Source organism: Pantoea sp. ICBG 985, from assembly GCF_002928365.1.
GTDB lineage: Bacteria > Pseudomonadota > Gammaproteobacteria > Enterobacterales > Enterobacteriaceae > Pantoea > Pantoea dispersa.
The window spans coordinates 119908-137833 of record NZ_POWM01000002.1 but is presented as its reverse complement, the minus strand read 5'-3'; the positions used below and the strand labels follow the sequence as shown (position 1 = coordinate 137833).

Genomic DNA, 17926 nt, shown 5'->3' with positions numbered 1-17926 from the left:
ACCTCGCCGTTAGTTTTTCTGCATGCCGACGTGCGGAATATTATCTTCCAGATAAACGTCCGTGACTGCCCGGAAACCCAGGCGACCATAAAAGCCTTCCAGATGCGCCTGCGCGGACAGATACACCGCCCGCTGCGGCCAGTGCTGTTCGCAGCTGTTCAGCGCCTGCTCCATCAGCCGATAGCCCAGTTTCAGGCCGCGCGCCTCTTCCGACACAATCACCCGACCAATGGTCACCGGCGAGGAAGCCAGCGCGGGCGTCAGCAGACGCGCATACGCCAGCAGTTTGCCATCAAGAAAGCCCAGCAGATGGCGGTTATCGGCCGTCAAATCCTGGCCATCTATATCCTGATACGGACAGGTCTGTTCGACGATAAACACCTGATTGCGCAGCGCCAACACGGTATACAGCTGCTGCGCGGTCAGTTCACTGTGGTGGCAATCAAGCCATTGCATATCCATCGTGCTTCCTTGTCTGAGCGAAAAAAGTGATCTTCACAGCCTATCACAGCGCATGCGCTAAACGCAGTTGGCTGCACGTAACAGGGGCGGACACGCGGAGCAATGTGATCAAACTCTCAAATTGCAGGCAAAAAAAATCAGGCCCGCAGGCCTGATTGTGAAGATGACGCGCTGTTTACATCAGCGGCTGGGCCAGCTGCACCAGCGTGATGAGCGGCTGCGGATAAACACCGAGCAGCAACACGAGGATGGCGGAGATCAGCACCACCACACCACCTGCGGTGAACGCCCAGTTGGCCGGGGTATCGCGGGTGTGCAGTTCCGGCGGGCTGAGGTACAGGCTCACCGTAACGCGCAGGTAGTAATACAGACCAATGGCGCTACCGGCGACAACCGCCGCGGTCAGCCACCACAGATGCGCGTTAACACCGGACGCGATGACGTAAAACTTACCGATAAAGCCCAGCGTCATCGGGATACCGGCCAGCGACAGCATCATCACCGTCATCACGGCGGAGAGAATCGGACGATGCCAGAACAGACCGCGATAGGAGTAAAGCGTATCCGCATCCGGACCACGGTACGGGCTCGACATCAGGCTGACTACACCGAAGGCGCCGAGGCTGCTGAACAGGTAACCGGCCAGATAGACACCGGCGGTTTCCAGCGACAGCTGATGGGTTTTCACCGCAATCAGCGCCACCAGCAGATAGCCAAGATGCGCGATAGATGAATAACCGAGCAGACGCTTGATGTTGCTCTGCGAAATCGCCATCAGGTTACCGAACAGGATTGAGACGAAGGCAATCACACCCAGCACGGTGCGCACCGCTTCACTGTCGGTTACCGGTGCGTACATGAACAGACGCATGATGACCGCAAAGATAGCGATTTTGCTGGCGGTGGCGAGGAAGGTCGAGACCGGAGCCGGCGCGCCCTGATAAACGTCTGGCGTCCACAGATGGAACGGCACCAGCGACAGCTTAAAGCCAAGACCGATGATCATCATGCCCAGCCCGACCAGCAGCAGCGGCTGCTGAATCATGCTGTCATTCAGGCTTTTGCCGAGCTGCACAAAGCTCAGGCTGCCGGAATCGGCGTAGACCAGCGCAATACCGAAGATCAGGAACGAGGAGGCCGCAGCCGACAGAATCATGTACTTCAGCGCCGCTTCCAGCGAGCGCTTCTGACGGAAGGCGTAGCCGATGAGACCAAACAGCGGCAGCGACAGCAGTTCGATACCGATGAACAGCGCCGCCAGATGGTTGGCGCTGGCCAGCACGATCCCGCCCAGCGCCGCGATCAGCACCAGCAGATAGAACTCATCTTTGTTGTCCGGAAAACCGGCCAGCCACGGATAAGCAAAGGTGCAGGTTGCCAGACTCGCCAGCATCACCAGCGCGGTATAGAACATCGAATAGCCATCCACGCGCAGCAGCGGCGTGACATCCATGGCGCCCACGTGGCCCACAAACCACAGCGACAGCAGCGCGAGGTTAAGACCGATGACCGTCAGCGTGGCATTAACAAAGTGGTTGCGTCGCCACGCAATGGACAGCATCACAACCACCACCGTCAATCCGACGATTAACAGCGGTAGCAACGCGATCAATTGTTGAGGAGTTATTGTCATGGCGAATTACGGCCTTGTAGTTGAAATTGAAGCGGTAAACCACTGCTGAATATTGCTCATCGCAGCATGGGACGTGTCGAGGATTGGCTGCGGGTAAACGCCCAGCAGCACCAGCAGCACGACCAGTACACCGATGGTCAGGAATTCGCGCGGCGACATTCCAGCCAGCGGCTCTTTTGATTTGGCTTCGCCGTAGTAAGCGCGCTGCATCATGATCAGCGAGTACACCGAGGCAAATACCAGGCCGAAGGTGGCAATCACGATAATCAACGGCACCACCTGATAGCTGCCGGTCAGAATCATGAACTCACCCACAAAGTTACCGGTGCCCGGCATACCGAGGTTGGCCACGGCGAAGAACAGCGACAGGCCCGGAATCCATTTGATGCGCGACCACAGGCCGCCCATCTGGCGCATGTCACGGGTATGCAGACGTTCATACAGCTGACCGCACAGGATGAACAGCGCCGCGGCCGACAGGCCGTGCGCAATCATCTGCACCACCGCGCCCTGGAACGCCAGCTGGCTGCCGGTGTAGATGGCAATCAGCACGAAGCCCATGTGCGAAATCGAGGTGTAGGCGATCAGGCGTTTGATATCGGTCTGCGAGAACGCCATCCACGCGCCGTAGAAGATACCGATGATGCCGAGCCACATGGCGATCGGCGCGAACTCCGCCGACGCATTCGGGAACAGCGGCAGGCTAAAACGCAGCAGGCCGTAAGCCGCCGTTTTCAGCAGGATACCGGCAAGGTCAACCGAACCAGCGGTCGGTGCCTGGCTGTGGGCATCCGGCAGCCAGCCATGCAGCGGCACCACCGGCATTTTCACCGCAAAGGCGATGAAGAAGCCGAGCATCAGCAGATACTCAACGGTGTGTGACATCGGCGTTTTCAGCAGCTCTTCATAGCTGAACGTCCAGACGCCAGTGGCGTTGTAGTGCACGAACACCAGCGCCAGAATGGCAATCAGCATCACCAGACCTGACGCCTGGGTATAGATGAAGAATTTGGTTGCCGCGCTGATACGGGTTTTCCCGTCAGACGCTTTGTGACCCCAGAGCGCGATGAGGAAGTACATCGGCACCAGCATCATTTCCCAGAAGAAGAAGAACAGGAACATGTCGATGGCGAGGAACACGCCGATCACGCCGCCGAGAATCCACATCAGGTTGAGGTGGAAGAAGCCCTGATACTTTTCGATTTCATTCCACGAACAGAGTACCGCCATCAGACCCAGCAGGCCGGTCAGCACCACCATCAGCAGCGACAGGCCATCCAGCGCCAGATGGAAATTAATGCCAAAGCGTGGGATCCACGATACCAGGAAAGTCGACTGCCACTGCGGCAGACCCGCAGCCTGCGTCAGCGAATAGCCTCCCTGCAGCCACAGCTGCAGGCCCAGCGCCAGCGTCAGCCCCATGGTGATCAGGGCAATCCAGCGCGGCACCTTCGCGCCAAGGCGCTCAGCCAGCCAGCAAAGCAAGCCCCCAACAAAGGGTATAATTATTAGCCAAGGTAATAACACGGCGTACATTCCCTATTTTCGTCTTCGTTCAGGCTATCGGACGCGCCTGTTTCGCCTCGCCCGCGCGGGCAACGTTCACGTATTACTACGCGCCGGTTGCTGCGCTGACGAACACCAAACTGACTGCGTTGATCTCACCCGTGCATCAGACAATTTTGAACATTCTTACGTGGGGCGCTAAACCATCGCGCGCCCCGCTCATCAATCGTTAAATCACCAGCATCAGCGCCAGCACCACCACGGCACCGACGCTCATCGACGCGATATACCAGCGCAGATAGCCGTTCTCACTCACCACCAGACCTTTATTACCGATGCGCGACAGCAGCGCCGGCAGGTTCATCAGTGAATTGAGCGGATCGCGCTGCAGCAGCCAGGCAATGCCAAGGTACGGTTTAACAAATACCTTATCGTACAGCCAGTCGAAGCCCCAGGCCGCAAACCACCAGGTGCCGAAGAAACGGCCCGGCGCGCTGTTAGCGATGCGGGTGACCAGCTGACGTTTGCCCAGCCACAGCGCGGCGGCAATCAGGATACCGATAATCGCCACGGCACCCGAGGTGATTTCCAGCGCCACTTTGCCGGTTTCACCAAACTCGTTCTGTGGCAGCACGCCCGCCAGCGGAGGCGTAATCAGCGCGCCAACGAAGGTTGAGAGTACCAGCAGCACAATCAGCGGCAGGTGATGCGTAATGCCTTTACCGGCATGCGCATGAATTTTCTCTTCGCCGTGGAACACGATGAAGATCATGCGGAAGGTGTAGATTGAGGTAAGGAATGCACCCACCAGACCGGCGACCATCAGATTGATGTGACCGTTAGCCAGCGCACCGAACAGAATCTCGTCCTTACTGTAGAAGCCGGCGGTAATCAGCGGCAGCGCGGCCAGCGCGGCACCGCCCACCAGGAAGCAGACGTACACCAGCGGGATGCTCTTACGCAAACCGCCCATTTTGAAAATGTTCTGCTCGTGATGACAGGCCAGAATCACGGAACCGGAGGAGAGGAACAGCAGCGCCTTGAAGAACGCATGGGTCATCAGGTGGAAAATTGCGGCGTCCCACGCCTGTACGCCCAGCGCCAGGAACATGTAGCCGATCTGACTCATGGTGGAGTAAGCCAGCACGCGTTTGATGTCGGTCTGCACCAGCGCGGCGAAGCCCGCCAGCACCAGCGTAATCGCACCAACGATACCCACCAGATGCAGCACTTCCGGCGTCAGCAGGAACAGACCGTGGGTGCGGGCAATCAGATAGACGCCTGCGGTTACCATGGTGGCAGCGTGGATCAGCGCGGAGACCGGCGTCGGACCGGCCATCGCATCGGCCAGCCACGTCTGCAGCGGCAGCTGTGCCGATTTACCCACGGCACCGCCCAGCAGCATCAGCGTCGCCCACTGCAGCATGTGGTTGTCCGCCGCGAAGTGCGCCGGGGCCAGCTCCATCAGCTCACGGAAGTTCAGCGTACCCAGTTCGTTGTAGAGAATGAACAGCGCAAAGGCGAGGAACACGTCACCGACACGGGTGATGATGAAGGCTTTCATCGCCGCTTTGCCGTTTTCCGGATTGCTGTAGTAGAAGCCAATCAGCAGGTAGGAACACAGCCCTACCCCTTCCCAGCCCAGGTACATCAGCATCAGGTTATCGGCCAGCACCAGCACCACCATGCTCGCGATGAACAGGTTGGTGTAAGCGAAGAAGCGTGAATAGCCCTCTTCACCGCGCATGTACCAGGAAGCGAACATGTGGATGAAGAAGCCGACGCCGGTAACCACCGACAGCATGGTCAGCGACAGACCGTCCAGCACCAGGTTCACTTTGATGTCAAAGTTACCGACGTGCATCCAGGTCCACAGCGCCTGGGTAAACGGCTGTTGACCCTGGCTGAAGAAGTCCATGCCCACAAATACGGTGGTCAGTGCCGCAAGGCCTACTGAACCCATCCCCACCGCAGCCGACAGGTTCTCCGACCAGCGACCACGGGAAAACGCCAATAGCAGGAAGCCAATCAGCGGAAATAATACGGTTAAATAGAGAAGATTCATCCGCGCATCTCGCTCACTGTGTCAATGTTCAGCGTCTGACGACGACGATAGAGCTGGAGCAGCAGCGCCAGACCAATACTGGCTTCCGCCGCCGCGAGGCTGATTGCCAGGATATACATCACCTGACCGTCGGCTTGTCCCCAGTAGCTGCCTGCCACCACCAGCGCCAGCGCCGCGGCGTTGATCATGATCTCCAGACCAATCAGCATAAACAGCAGGTTGCGGCGCAGTACCAGCGAGGTCAGGCCGAGAACAAACAGCACAGCAGCCAGAATCAGGCCGTGTTGTAACGGGATCATGCGTGCTCCTCCTTATTGGCCGCCGCGTCTGACACGCGGTTGCTCAGCACTTCGCCCTGACGATCTTCACGTCCGATATGGAACGCCACCACCAGACCGGCCAGCAGCAGCATTGACGCCAGCTCAACCGCCAGAACATACGGGCCAAACAGACTGATGCCCACCGCTTTGGCATCGATGACGGTGCCATCAATACCCTGGTCGGTCGCGGTCAGGATGGCGTAGATCATCACCACCAGCAGCAGCAGCGAGACAATGCCCGGACCGATCCACAGCGACGGCTTCAGCCATTCGCGCTCCTGATCCTGCTGGGTTTTACCCAGGTTAAGCATCATCACCACGAACACAAACAGCACCATGATGGCACCGGCATAGACGATGATCTCCAGCGCACCGGCAAAATAGGCACCCATCGAGAAGAACACGCCGGCAATCGACAGCAGCGAAACAATCAGGTACAGCAGCGCATGTACCGGATTGGTGTGGGTGATGACGCGCAATGTCGTCAGCACCGCCACCAGTCCGCAAAGATAAAACGCAAATTCCATACCTGGCTCCTTAAGGTAATAAGCCTTTAACGTCGATCGGTTTGGCTTCGTTTTCCGCGTCGCCTTTGTCTTTACCGTCGATCGCCATACCTGCCATGCGGTAGAAGTTGTACTCCGGATATTTACCCGGGCCGGAAATCAGCAGGTCTTCCTTCTCATACACCAGATCCTGACGCTTGAACTCACCGAGTTCGAAGTCCGGCGTCAGCTGAATCGCGGTGGTCGGGCACGCTTCTTCACATAAACCACAGAAGATGCAGCGCGAGAAGTTGATGCGGAAAAATTCCGGATACCAGCGGCCATCCTGCATCTCCGCTTTCTGCAGCGAAATACAGCCGACCGGGCAGGCAACGGCGCACAGGTTACAGGCCACGCAGCGCTCTTCGCCGTCCGGATCGCGCGTCAGCACGATACGGCCACGGTAGCGCGGCGGCAGATAAACCGGCTCTTCCGGATACATCTGGGTTTCGCGCTTGGCGAAGGCATGCATGCCAATCATCCAGATACTGCGCACTGTCGTGCCGAAGCCAACGACAATATCTTTTAAAGTCATCTCAAAACCCCTTACTGCGCGTTGTACAGAATCACTGCGGCAGTGGCCAGCAGGTTCAATAACGTCAACGGCAGACATACTTTCCAGCCGAACGACAGCACCTGGTCATAGCGTGGACGCGGCAGCGCAGCACGAATCAGGATAAACATCACCATAAAGAACGCCGTTTTCAGGGCGAACCAGATGAACGGCGGCAGGAACGGACCGTGCCAGCCACCAAAGAACAGGGTGACGATCAGCGCCGATACGGTAGTAATGGCCACGTACTCACCGACAAAGAACAGGCCGAACTTCATCCCGGCATATTCGATGTGGTAACCGTCGGCCAGTTCCTGCTCCGCTTCCGGCTGGTCAAACGGATGACGGTGGCACACCGCGACGCCGGCAATACAGAAGGTCACGAAGCCAAAGAACTGCGGGATGATGTTCCACAGGTGCGTCTGGCTCTCAACGATGGCGTTCAGGTTAAAGGAACCCGCCTGCGCCACCACGCCCATCAGCGACAGGCCAAGGAACACTTCGTAGCTCAGGGTCTGCGCGGAGGCACGCATTGCACCGAGCAGCGAGTATTTGTTGTTACTCGACCAGCCCGCAAACAGTACGGCGTACACCGCCAGACCCGCCATCATCAGGAAGAACAGCAGACCGATGTTCAGGTCGGTGACCATCCAGCTCGGCGAAACCGGCACAATCGCAAACGCCAGCAGCAGCGAAACGAAGGCGATGACCGGTGCCAGGGTAAAGATGAAGCGATCGGTAAACGGCGGAACCCAGTCCTCTTTAAAGAACATTTTGATCATGTCCGCCGCCAGCTGCAGCGAGCCGCCCCAGCCTACGCGGTTCGGTCCATAACGGTTCTGCCACAGGCCGAGCAGACGACGCTCGGCAAAGCTCATGAAGGCACCACAGGCCACCACCACCAGCAGGATAACAATGGCTTTCACCACCTGCAGGATGATGTCAATAACGTCCGGTGTCAGCCAGCTCATTGCGCTGCCTCCTGCAGTTTGTCAATTTGCGCACCCGCGAGGAACGGCGGTACACCCGGCATGCCGAGCGGCAGACCCACCTGCCCCGCCTGCAGTGCCGCAGAGAAGCGCACCGGCAGACGCAGCGTTTCACCGGCGCAAACCAGCTCCACGGATGCACCATTGTTAACGCCCAGCTTCTCAGCATCTGCCGGGTTGATCACCAGCGTGGCCGGTGCCATACGTTTCTGGAAGGTTGGCGAACGCTGCGTCATCTCTTCACTACCAAACAGCTGATAGTAAGGAGCCACGCGATACTGGCTGCCGCCCACGAAGCGTGCCGGAACCTGGCTGAACCAGTCCAGTGCACTTTCGCTGGCTTCAAACAGACGCACGCCCGGATCGCCATGACGCAGTTTACCGCCCACTTCCGCCTGGAACTTGTTCCACGCCTGCGGTGAGTTCCAGCCTGGTGCCCAGGCAAAAGGAATCTGCGAACGCGGTGCCGACGGCTGGTTGTTACCTTCCATGGAGAAGGCAAACATGGTGTCTTTATCCTGCGGCTGACGCGGTTCGTGCACGCTGATGTTGGCGCGCGCGGCGGTACGGCCACTGGCACGATGCGGTGAACGCGCCAGTTTCTGGCCACGAATACGGAAGCTGGCGTCCGGCGCCGCGTCCTTAATCCCTTTCAGCTGCGGCAGCGCCACAATCGCGGCATCAATCACGTGATCGAGCTGCGTCCAGTCAATCTGGCGGCTCTCGACAGCGCTGTGCAGCGAATGCAGCCAGCGCCAGCTCTCCAGCATCACCACGCTATCGTCGTAGTAGGCCGGATCGTAAACCTGGAAGAAGCGCTGGGCGCGACCTTCATGGTTGATGGAGGTGCCATCGCTCTCAGCAAAGCTGGCGGTGGAGAGCACCAGACCGGCTTTCTCCAGCGTGGCGGTGCGTTGATGATCAACCACAATCACGTGCGCGGTGTTGTGCAGTGCTGCATCGACGGTGGCTTTCGGTGCGTGACGGTAGAGATCGTTCTCCAGCACCACCAGCGCTTCCGCTTCGCCTTTATCCAGCTGCTCCAGCGCGCTGTCCAGCGACTGACCGCCCATCAGGCCAAGACCAAAGCTGTTGGCGGCTCCCGCGAGGAAGGTAATACCGACGTCGGCACCGCGCGCTTTCAGCGCTTTAGCCACGTTGGCTGCCGCTTCAATCATTGCCGTGCTGCCTGAGTGGGTGCCGGAAATGATCAGCGGTTTTTTCGCGCCGGCCAGCGCCTGTACCACCACGTCCAGCTTGCCGTTCAGGCTGCTGTCAAAATCGCTAACCGCCGGTGCGCTGTCATCCAGCGCGTGCGCGATGGCGAAGCCCAGGCGGGCCTGATCTTCCACCGGTGCGCGATAGCTCCACGCGGCGATATCATCGAGACGGGTTTCATCAACGTTAGTGACAAACAGCGGATGTTTGGCGTGCTGACCAATGTTGAGGATGGCGGCGATCTGCCAGTCCGCGACTTTCTGAGCGGCGGCCATTTCGCGTGCTTTGCCTTTAACGGCCTGACGCACCGACAGCGCCACGCGGGCACCGACCTGAGTCAGGTCTTCACCCAGCACCAGTACGGCGTCATAGCTTTCAATTTCACGCAGCGATGGCGTATAGATACCACCCTGCTGCAGCACTTTCAGCATCAGCTCAACCCGCGCCTGCTCAGCTGCCGGCATACCGGTTGAGAAGTTTTCCGCGCCCACCAGTTCACGCAGCGCGAAGTTGCTTTCAATACTGGCGCGAGGTGAACCGATACCGATCACCTTCTTCGCCTGACGCAGGATATCCGCGGCGGCATTAACCGCCTGCTCTGCGTTCAGCGTGATGCGGTCGCTACCGCGCAGCTGTTCCGGATGACGCGGACGATCTTTACGGTTTACGTAGCCATAGCCGAAACGGCCACGGTCGCACAGGAAGTAGTGGTTCACCGATCCGTTGTAGCGGTTTTCGATACGACGCAGCTCGCCATAGCGCTCGCCCGGGCTGGTGTTACAACCCACGCTGCACTGCTGGCAGATGCTGGGCGCAAACTGCATATCCCACTTACGGTTATAGCGTTCAGAGTGGGTTTTATCGGTGAACACGCCGGTCGGGCAGATTTCTACCAGGTTACCGGAGAATTCGCTCTCCAGCGTGCCATCTTCCGGACGTCCAAAGTAGACGTTGTCATGCGCGCCGTACACGCCAAGATCTTTGCCATCGGCGTAATCTTTGTAGTAGCGCACGCAGCGGTAACAGGCGATACAGCGGTTCATCTCATGCGAGATAAACGGCCCGAGATCCTGATTCTGATGGGTACGCTTGGTAAAACGGTAGCGACGGAAGCTGTGTCCCGTCATTACCGTCATATCCTGCAGGTGACAGTTACCGCCCTCTTCGCACACCGGACAGTCGTGCGGGTGGTTGGTCATCAGCCACTCCACCACGCTTTCACGAAACTCTTTCGCTTCGCCATCGTCGATGGAGATAAAGGTGCCGTCAGACGCAGGCGTCATGCAGGACATGACGAGGCGACCACGGGTATCTTCGGCATTCTGGAATTGCTTCACCGCGCACTGGCGGCAGGCTCCCACGCTTCCCAGCGCCGGATGCCAGCAAAAATAAGGAATATCAAGGCCCAGAGACAGACACGCCTGCAGCAGGTTGTCCGCTCCGTTCACATCATATTCTTTACCGTCTACATGGATTGTAGCCATAGTGAACATGCTTCCGTAAGGCTCGTCCGCAGACGAGCGTTAAACATCTAATTCCTGCCCCGCAGCCTCAGGCCCGGGCGATTCCGTGTACGACGGCGGCTTACCAGCGCGCTTTCAGCAGGTTAGGCTGAATCCCGCCAATGGCGCGGGTATTGCCAAACACCTGCGGCGCAATGCCGGCTTCAAACTCGTCACGGAAATATTTAATCGCGCTCTGCAGTGGCTCAACGGCACCCGGTGCGTGGGCGCAGAACGTCTTGCCCGGACCGAGCTGGCGGCAAAGCTGCAGCAGGGTTTCGATATCCCCCGGCTGGCCTTTTTTCTGCTCCAGCGCACGCAGGATCTTCACGCTCCACGGCAGACCGTCGCGGCACGGCGTACACCAGCCGCACGACTCGCGCGCAAAGAACTCTTCGAGGTTGCGTACCAGCGACACCATATTGATTTCGTGGTCGACCGCCATCGCCAGCGCGGTACCCAGACGGCTGCCGGCTTTGCCGATGCTGGCAAATTCCATCGGCAGGTCGAGGTGCTGCTCGGTCAGGAAGTCGGTACCGGCTCCGCCCGGCTGCCAGGCTTTGAACTTCAGGCCATCGCGCATTCCGCCGGCATAATCCTCGAGGATTTCACGCGCGGTGGTGCCAAACGGCAGCTCCCATACGCCCGGATTTTTCACCCGGCCGGAGAAGCCCATCATCTTGGTACCGGTGTCTTCGCTGCTGGAGATGTTTTTGTACCACTCCACGCCATTCAGGAAGATCGCCGGCACGTTGGACAGCGTCTCAACGTTGTTGACGCAGGTCGGTTTGCCCCAGACGCCGGCACTGGCCGGGAACGGCGGCTTGGAACGCGGGTTAGCGCGGCGCCCTTCCAGCGAGTTGATCAGCGCGGTCTCTTCGCCACAGATATAGCGGCCCGCACCGGTGTGAACAAACAGCTCGAAATCGAAGCCGGTACCAAGAATGTTTTTGCCGAGATAGCCCGCGGCAGTAGCTTCGGCAATCGCACGACGCAGGTTTTCCGCGGCTTCGATGTATTCACCGCGCAGGAAGATGTAGCCACGGTAGGCTTTCAGCGCAAACGCACTGATCAGCATGCCTTCCACCAGCTGGTGCGGCAACTGCTCCATCAGCAGGCGGTCTTTATAAGTGCCAGGTTCCATCTCATCGGCGTTACACAGCAGGTAACGGATGTTCATGGATTCATCTTTGGGCATCAGGCTCCATTTCAGGCCGGTGCTGAAGCCCGCACCGCCGCGCCCTTTCAGGCCGGAATCCTTCACCGCGGCGACGATCTCGTCCTGGCTCATGCCCTTAAGCGCTTTATCGGCGCCAACGTAGCCGTTTTTACTGCGGTATTCATCGAACCATACCGGCTGTTTGTCGTCACGCAGACGCCAGGTCAGCGGATGGGTTTCCGCAGTACGAATGATCTGTTTAATGGTCATTGATACTGCTCCAGCAGGTTGGCGATGCCTTCCGGCGTCAGGTGAACGTGGGTATCTTCATCCACCATCATGGTCGGGCCTTTGTCACAGTTGCCGAGGCAGCAGGTTGGCAGCAGGGTAAAGCGGCCATCCGGCGTGGTTTGTCCTGGCTTAATGTTCAGGTTTTGCTCCAGCGCCGCCTGAATGCCCTGGTAACCGGTGATGTGGCACACCACGCTGTCGCAGTAGCGAATCACGTGGCGGCCAACCGGCGTACGGTAGATCTGGCTGTAAAACGTCGCCACACCTTCTACGTCGCTGGCCGGAATGCCCAGTACCTCAGCAATCGCGTTGATGGCACCGTCTGGCACCCAGCCGCGCTGCTTCTGCACGATCTTCAGCGCTTCAATCGACGCCGCGCGCGCATCTTCATAGTGATGTTTTTCATGCTCAATAGCGTGGTGCTCGGCCTCGCTCAGCACAAAGACCTCAGTCGGGTCGATGGTTTGAATGGCAATTTTTTGATCGTGCATAATTAGCGGTCCACGTCTGACATAACAAAATCGATACTACCGAGGTACACGATCAGGTCGGATACCAGGCTGCCGCGAATCACCGAAGGAATCTGCTGCAGATGCGGGAAGCTCGGCGTACGCACGCGGGTGCGGTAGCTCATGGTGCTGCCATCGCTGGTCAGGTAGTAGCTGTTGATCCCTTTCGTCGCTTCAATCATCTGGAACGATTCGTTGGCCGGCATTACCGGGCCCCACGAAACCTGCAGGAAGTGCGTGATCAGGGTTTCAATGTGCTGCAGCGTGCGCTCTTTCGGTGGCGGCGTGGTCAGCGGATGATCGGCCTTAAATGGCCCTTCCGGCATGTTTTTCAGGCACTGCTCAAGGATACGCAGCGACTGCCACATCTCTTCCATCTTCAGCTGCACGCGGGTGTAAGCGTCGCTGATGCCGGCGCCGACCGGCACCTCGAAGTCGAAGTTTTCATAGCCGGAATAGGGACGCCATTTACGCACGTCGAAATCCAGACCGGTGGCGCGCAGACCGGCACCGGTGGTGCCCCACGCCAGCGCTTCGTCCATGTTATAGGCGGCCACGCCCTGCGAACGGCCCATCAGCACGGTGTTGCGCAGCGCAGCTTTGTCGTACTCTTTCAGACGCTTCGGCATCCAGTCGAGGAACTCGCGCAGCAGACGCTCCCAGCCTTTCGGCAGATCGTGCGCCACACCGCCGATGCGGAACCACGCCGGGTGCATACGGAAACCGGTGATGGCTTCCACCACGTCATAGATTTTCTGACGGTCGGTAAAGGCAAAGAACACCGGTGTCATGGCACCGACGTCCTGAATAAAGGTGGAGATGTACAGCAGGTGGCTGTTGATACGGAACAGCTCTGACAGCATCACGCGAATCACATTCACGCGATCCGGCACGGTGATGCCCGCCAGCTTTTCCACCGCCAGTACGTACGGCATTTCGTTTACGCAACCGCCGAGGTACTCGATACGGTCGGTATACGGAATATAGCTGTGCCACGACTGACGCTCGCCCATCTTCTCCGCGCCGCGATGGTGGTAACCCACGTCCGGCACGCAGTCGACGATCTCTTCGCCATCCAGCTGCAGAATGATGCGGAACGCACCGTGCGCTGAAGGGTGGTTCGGACCGAGGTTGAGGAACATGAAGTCCTCATTGGTGGTGCCACGCTTCATGCCCCAGTCTTCCGGCTTGAAGGTCAGTGACTCCATCTCCAGATCTTCTTTCTGCTTAGTCAGCGTGAAAGGATCGAACTCAGTGGCGCGCGCCGGGTAGTCTTTACGCAGCGGGTGCCCTTCCCAGGTCTGCGGCATCATGATGCGCGTCAGGTGCGGGTGGCCGTTGAAGGTGATACCAAACATCTCCCAGGTTTCGCGCTCGTACCAGTTGGCGTTGGCGAAAATTTTGGTGATGGTGGGCACATTCAGATCGTTTTCAGACAGCGCCACCTTGAGCATGATGTCGCGGTTGCGTTCAATCGACAGCAGGTGATAGAAAACGGAAAAATCCGCGGCGGGCAGACCGGCGCGGTGGGTACGTAAACGCTCATCGAAACCGTGCAGGTCATAGAGCATGACGTACGGCTTCGGCAGCTTACGCAGGAATTCAATGATTTCCAGTAGCTGTTCACGCTTCACCCAAACGACCGGAATGCCGGTGCGGGTGGCCTGAACGGTAAAGGCATCCGGCCCAAAACGGTTACGCAGCTCGCCGATCACCGGATCATCCAGGTGATCCCGGGTTTGCCATGCAGGCTGAGCGAGATCTTGCGTGGTTAAATCTGTCATACGTTACTCACCATTCCGGCCTGTAATCAGGCACTCAAAAGAAGGCGTCAGGATGGCGGCACACACTACGTTGTCATTATCTGCTGCGGCCGTGGCTCCATCCGTGTACGGGGTGCTTAAACTTCGTCTGGGGTTCTCAGGTTGGTGACGGCAATACGCTCACCACGCTTTCTTTCACGCTCAGACTGCATATTGGCGCGATACACGCCCTGATCGCCAACCACCCACGAGAGCGGACGACGTTCTTTGCCGATGGACTCACGCAGCAGCAGCAGCGCCTGCATGTAAGCTTCCGGACGTGGCGGACAACCCGGGATATACACATCAACCGGCAGGAATTTATCCACACCCTGCACCACCGAATAGATGTCATACATACCGCCGGAATTGGCGCAGGCCCCCATCGAAATCACCCATTTTGGTTCCAGCATCTGGTCATACAAACGCTGAATCACCGGCGCCATTTTGGTAAACGGCGTACCGGCGATCACCATAAAGTCAGCCTGACGTGGCGAGGCGCGCATTACTTCCGCACCGAAACGCGCCACATCATGTACTGCGGTGAATGACGTGGTCATTTCCACGTAGCAACAGGAAAGGCCGAAGTTATACGGCCAGAGAGAGTTTTTACGACCCCAGTTCACCATGTCATGCAGGGCGTGCTCGAGCTTGCCCATATAGACGCTGCGATGAACGTGCTGCTCCAGAGGATCGGTAACAATCTCCTGTTTCTGCAGGGGATAACGGTCGTTATCGCCCCCGTTCGGGTCTACGCGTGTCAGCGTGTAGTCCATCTTATTGCCTCGCTTTTACTGCTTATGAGGGTTGGTGTGACTGTGGCTGACCGGGCTCGATTTGACGACTACGCGACGACGCGCAGGCGCCCAATCCAGCGCACCGATGCGCACCAGATAAACCAGGCCTGCCAGGAGCACCAAAATGAAAATTGCGGCTTCGACAAAGCCGACCCAGCCGCTTTCGCGAATGGAGGTCGACCATGCGTATAGATAGAGGGCTTCGACGTCGAAAATGACGAAAAACATCGCAACCAGATAGAATTTTGCCGAGAGGCGGATATGGGTATCACCGACGGATTCGATACCGGATTCAAACGGCGTGTCTTTATGGCGCGCGCGTGCACGTCCACCTAACAACCAGCCACCGGTTAACATAAAGGCACACAGGCCAAACGCGATAACAATGAAAACAATAAACGCCCAGTGATGAGCGATGACTTCTGTGGTTGTTGACATACTCTTTGCTTACTCATCAAAAGTGGCGATGGCATCCTGCACTGTCGCAGCAAACACACCACATCGATTCAAGGGAAGGATAAAAAACCTTATAAACTTTGCTGTCTTTATCAATTAAGCAGCAATTTTATGGGGTTTTTTACTCCTTTCTATAACCTTTTGTCAACTTTGACAAAAGTATCCAAACATTAATTTACACCCGCATCATATTATTAACATATGCACCCCTGAGCGCCAGCTAAATCGCTTCAGTTTGTACGGTTAATTTCAGTGTAGCGGGTATTCACATGCATGGATCGTGCATTTAACAATCATAGTTTGACAGGTCTTGCGCGGATTTCCCCCCCCTTATCGGGGGTATTTTTTTGATCCAGAACACATATTGACGTTTTTTGCTGGAAAAACCGGCAGGCGGTCTGGCGACAGGCGGAGATAAAGTTGGCACGAAATGATAAATAAATTCCGCGCAGGATGAAAATGAAACACATTTCACTTTTCAGGAAGTTAGTGAAATTATCAGGTGCAAATCGTGCTAAAAAAGCGGAAATAACCGCCATAAAAAAAGCCTTAGCTGATTTTCATCAGGCTAAGGCTCTTTTCTCTAACTTTTAACAATTATCTGGCATGCCGGTTGTGCAGGATTACCAGTAACGGTCAACCTTACTCTTCATCATCCAGCAACAGCGTACCGTCCGGATTCGCGCTCAGATTGTAAGGATCGTTAGTGGACTGCATCGCGTTGAAGATGGCCAGCGCCAGCTCATTATCGCTGTCCGGATTACGGCACAGCAGATATTGCGTATCCGGCAGCACCGGCAGGCCTTCTGCCGCCCCCATCACGCGCAGTTCCGGGCTCATCATTTCAACCGGACGCGCGGTAACACCCAGCCCCGCTTTTACCGCCGCGCGTACCGCCGCCAGCGTGGAAGCCACGTAGGAGATACGCCACGGGATACCCGCTTCGTTGAGATGATCGATCGCCATGTCACGGTACGGGCTTGGCTCATCCAGCAGCACCAGCGGAATGGCTTCACCACGCTGGAAAATATAGTCTGCCGCGCAGTACCAAAGCGTTGGCGAGGTGCGCAGCACCTGGTAGGTGAAGTTACCCGGACTGGAGGTGGTCACCACCAGATCCACTTCGCCCTGGTTCAGCATCTCCATCATAAACGGATTACGCTTCACGCGGACATCGATTGCCAGTTTCGGATACACTGACGTTACGCGGTTAAGCAGAAACGGCAGAATGGTATCAGAGGTATCGTCAGACGCGCCAATCGTCAGCACGCCCTGGATATTGCTGTACATTAAAGAAGTGCAGGCTTCATCGTTGAAACGCAGGATCTTCCTGGCGTAGCCAAGCAGCTGAATGCCATGCTCAGTCAGCAATTTGTTACGTCCATGTCTGGCAAACAGCTCTTTACCTACCAATTGTTCCAGACGTTGCATCTGCTGGCTTACGGCTGATTGCGTTCTGCATACTGCTGCAGCGGCGGCTGCAAAGGTATTCAGGTCAGCAACGGCGACAAAAGTACGCAGCAGATCGAGGTCGAGATTCAGTATCGGACGATTTGCATTAGTCATGTTATTTCTTCACTTATAAGATTTTTTGAAACTACTACCCTGGTGTATTACCATACTTATCAAAGAGATAAGTGGTAATGGTGCTTAATGATCGCCCTGTGTGAAGGCGCTCATGAAAAAATCGAGTCAGGCGGATGCCGACGAACACATCACCGCAAAACGGGCAATGGCGTCGTAAAAGTCAGAACAACTTCCTGGGCCAGGGACGTCAGTAGAACGTTGCTGGAAGCTGTGTAGTTGCCTGGTTTCCCGCCAAACTGTCCTGCGGGGCAAAAAGGAATAACATCTTGTTATGCTGATGCGAAGCGATAAAGTGCATCAAATAATAAATTATACTTAATCATTTTTACGCTATAAATGGAAATGTTTTTGTTCAAAACATCGTAATTTTTGACCAAAAGCCATTTCCGGCACATCCTGCCACAACGCTGCTGATTTTTTAACCCGCCTGGTTCTTAAACTGAATGATAAGCGTTAAAGTGACAGCGTAAATGCTATTTAAGCCGCTGCCACGCGGTTTTATCCCCGGCTGACGGGGCCTGGTTTCAACCGC

Annotated in this window: 15 protein-coding genes and 1 pseudogene; 1 reads left to right on the top strand and 15 read right to left on the bottom strand. The window is 56.9% G+C overall.

The window, feature by feature from the left end; translation table 11 throughout:
• Positions 1 to 9: 9 nt before the first annotated feature.
• From C1Y42_RS06705 to C1Y42_RS06640, 14 genes and pseudogenes are all read right to left on the bottom strand, one after another.
• Positions 10 to 462, bottom strand: coding sequence for a GNAT family N-acetyltransferase (locus tag C1Y42_RS06705; protein WP_104093075.1), 453 nt, complete (start codon positions 460 to 462; stop codon positions 10 to 12).
• Between the two features lie 175 nt (positions 463 to 637).
• The gene (gene nuoN / locus C1Y42_RS06700; protein ID WP_031280039.1) at positions 638 to 2095 is read right to left on the bottom strand and encodes an NADH-quinone oxidoreductase subunit NuoN; all 1458 of its coding nucleotides are present in this window, start codon (positions 2093 to 2095) and stop codon (positions 638 to 640) included.
• 6 nt (positions 2096 to 2101) lie between these two features.
• Complete coding sequence (gene nuoM, locus C1Y42_RS06695) at positions 2102 to 3622, bottom strand: NADH-quinone oxidoreductase subunit M (protein ID WP_031280038.1); 1521 nt, start codon at positions 3620 to 3622, stop codon at positions 2102 to 2104.
• 208 nt (positions 3623 to 3830) lie between these two features.
• The gene (gene nuoL, locus C1Y42_RS06690; RefSeq protein ID WP_104093074.1) at positions 3831 to 5666 is read right to left on the bottom strand and encodes an NADH-quinone oxidoreductase subunit L; all 1836 of its coding nucleotides are present in this window, start codon (positions 5664 to 5666) and stop codon (positions 3831 to 3833) included.
• Positions 5663 to 5965, bottom strand: coding sequence for an NADH-quinone oxidoreductase subunit NuoK (gene nuoK / locus C1Y42_RS06685; RefSeq protein WP_013509877.1), 303 nt, complete (start codon positions 5963 to 5965; stop codon positions 5663 to 5665). The genes nuoL and nuoK overlap by 4 nt, the downstream gene beginning before the upstream one ends.
• Positions 5962 to 6513 carry an NADH-quinone oxidoreductase subunit J gene (nuoJ, locus tag C1Y42_RS06680; protein ID WP_021509221.1) on the bottom strand — a complete coding sequence of 184 codons (552 nt, stop codon included), beginning with the start codon at positions 6511 to 6513 and terminating at the stop codon, positions 5962 to 5964. Before nuoJ ends, nuoK begins: the two co-directional genes overlap by 4 nt.
• A gap of 10 nt (positions 6514 to 6523) precedes the next feature.
• On the bottom strand, positions 6524 to 7066 hold the full coding sequence (nuoI, locus tag C1Y42_RS06675) for an NADH-quinone oxidoreductase subunit NuoI (protein ID WP_021509220.1): 543 nt from the start codon (positions 7064 to 7066) through the stop codon (positions 6524 to 6526).
• A gap of 11 nt (positions 7067 to 7077) precedes the next feature.
• Positions 7078 to 8055, bottom strand: a complete 978-nt coding sequence (nuoH, locus tag C1Y42_RS06670; protein WP_021509219.1) for an NADH-quinone oxidoreductase subunit NuoH — start codon at positions 8053 to 8055, stop codon at positions 7078 to 7080.
• Complete coding sequence (gene nuoG, locus C1Y42_RS06665; protein ID WP_058775807.1) at positions 8052 to 10775, bottom strand: NADH-quinone oxidoreductase subunit NuoG; 2724 nt, start codon at positions 10773 to 10775, stop codon at positions 8052 to 8054. The genes nuoH and nuoG overlap by 4 nt, the downstream gene beginning before the upstream one ends.
• Positions 10776 to 10875: 100 nt before the next feature.
• A complete protein-coding gene (gene nuoF / locus C1Y42_RS06660) occupies positions 10876 to 12216 on the bottom strand; it encodes an NADH-quinone oxidoreductase subunit NuoF (protein ID WP_031280037.1) in 1341 nt (446 codons plus the stop codon).
• Positions 12217 to 12218: 2 nt separating this feature from the next.
• Positions 12219 to 12762, bottom strand: a pseudogene (nuoE, locus tag C1Y42_RS06655) (NADH-quinone oxidoreductase subunit NuoE).
• Positions 12737 to 14536 (bottom strand): NADH-quinone oxidoreductase subunit C/D, encoded by a 1800-nt coding sequence (gene nuoC / locus C1Y42_RS06650; RefSeq protein WP_031280036.1) that lies wholly within the window; start codon positions 14534 to 14536, stop codon positions 12737 to 12739. The pseudogene nuoE and the gene nuoC overlap by 26 nt, the downstream one beginning before the upstream one ends.
• 116 nt (positions 14537 to 14652) lie before the next feature.
• Positions 14653 to 15330, bottom strand: coding sequence for an NADH-quinone oxidoreductase subunit B family protein (locus C1Y42_RS06645; protein ID WP_021509214.1), 678 nt, complete (start codon positions 15328 to 15330; stop codon positions 14653 to 14655).
• Between the two features lie 15 nt (positions 15331 to 15345).
• A complete protein-coding gene (locus C1Y42_RS06640; RefSeq protein WP_021509213.1) occupies positions 15346 to 15789 on the bottom strand; it encodes an NADH-quinone oxidoreductase subunit A in 444 nt (147 codons plus the stop codon).
• Between the two features lie 477 nt (positions 15790 to 16266).
• Between C1Y42_RS06640 and C1Y42_RS23965 the strand changes: the two genes are divergently transcribed.
• Positions 16267 to 16401, top strand: a complete 135-nt coding sequence (locus C1Y42_RS23965; protein ID WP_021509212.1) for a hypothetical protein — start codon at positions 16267 to 16269, stop codon at positions 16399 to 16401.
• Positions 16402 to 16449: 48 nt separating this feature from the next.
• Here C1Y42_RS23965 and lrhA read toward each other — a convergent pair whose 3' ends face one another.
• The gene (lrhA, locus tag C1Y42_RS06635; protein ID WP_021509211.1) at positions 16450 to 17373 is read right to left on the bottom strand and encodes a transcriptional regulator LrhA; all 924 of its coding nucleotides are present in this window, start codon (positions 17371 to 17373) and stop codon (positions 16450 to 16452) included.
• Between the last annotated feature and the right edge of the window lie 553 nt (positions 17374 to 17926).

Coding starts and splice junctions, on each gene's coding strand:
- nuoH (WP_021509219.1), bottom strand. CDS start 8,055: ATGAGCTGGCTGACACCGGACGTTATTGACATCATCCTGCAGGTGGTG.
- C1Y42_RS06645 (WP_021509214.1), bottom strand. CDS start 15,330: ATGGACTACACGCTGACACGCGTAGACCCGAACGGGGGCGATAACGAC.
- nuoN (WP_031280039.1), bottom strand. CDS start 2,095: ATGACAATAACTCCTCAACAATTGATCGCGTTGCTACCGCTGTTAATC.
- nuoJ (WP_021509221.1), bottom strand. CDS start 6,513: ATGGAATTTGCGTTTTATCTTTGCGGACTGGTGGCGGTGCTGACGACA.
- C1Y42_RS06705 (WP_104093075.1), bottom strand. CDS start 462: ATGGATATGCAATGGCTTGATTGCCACCACAGTGAACTGACCGCGCAG.
- lrhA (WP_021509211.1), bottom strand. CDS start 17,373: ATGACTAATGCAAATCGTCCGATACTGAATCTCGACCTCGATCTGCTG.
- nuoI (WP_021509220.1), bottom strand. CDS start 7,066: ATGACTTTAAAAGATATTGTCGTTGGCTTCGGCACGACAGTGCGCAGT.
- C1Y42_RS23965 (WP_021509212.1), top strand. CDS start 16,267: ATGAAACACATTTCACTTTTCAGGAAGTTAGTGAAATTATCAGGTGCA.
- nuoG (WP_058775807.1), bottom strand. CDS start 10,775: ATGGCTACAATCCATGTAGACGGTAAAGAATATGATGTGAACGGAGCG.
- nuoC (WP_031280036.1), bottom strand. CDS start 14,536: ATGACAGATTTAACCACGCAAGATCTCGCTCAGCCTGCATGGCAAACC.
- nuoK (WP_013509877.1), bottom strand. CDS start 5,965: ATGATCCCGTTACAACACGGCCTGATTCTGGCTGCTGTGCTGTTTGTT.
- C1Y42_RS06640 (WP_021509213.1), bottom strand. CDS start 15,789: ATGTCAACAACCACAGAAGTCATCGCTCATCACTGGGCGTTTATTGTT.
- nuoL (WP_104093074.1), bottom strand. CDS start 5,666: ATGAATCTTCTCTATTTAACCGTATTATTTCCGCTGATTGGCTTCCTG.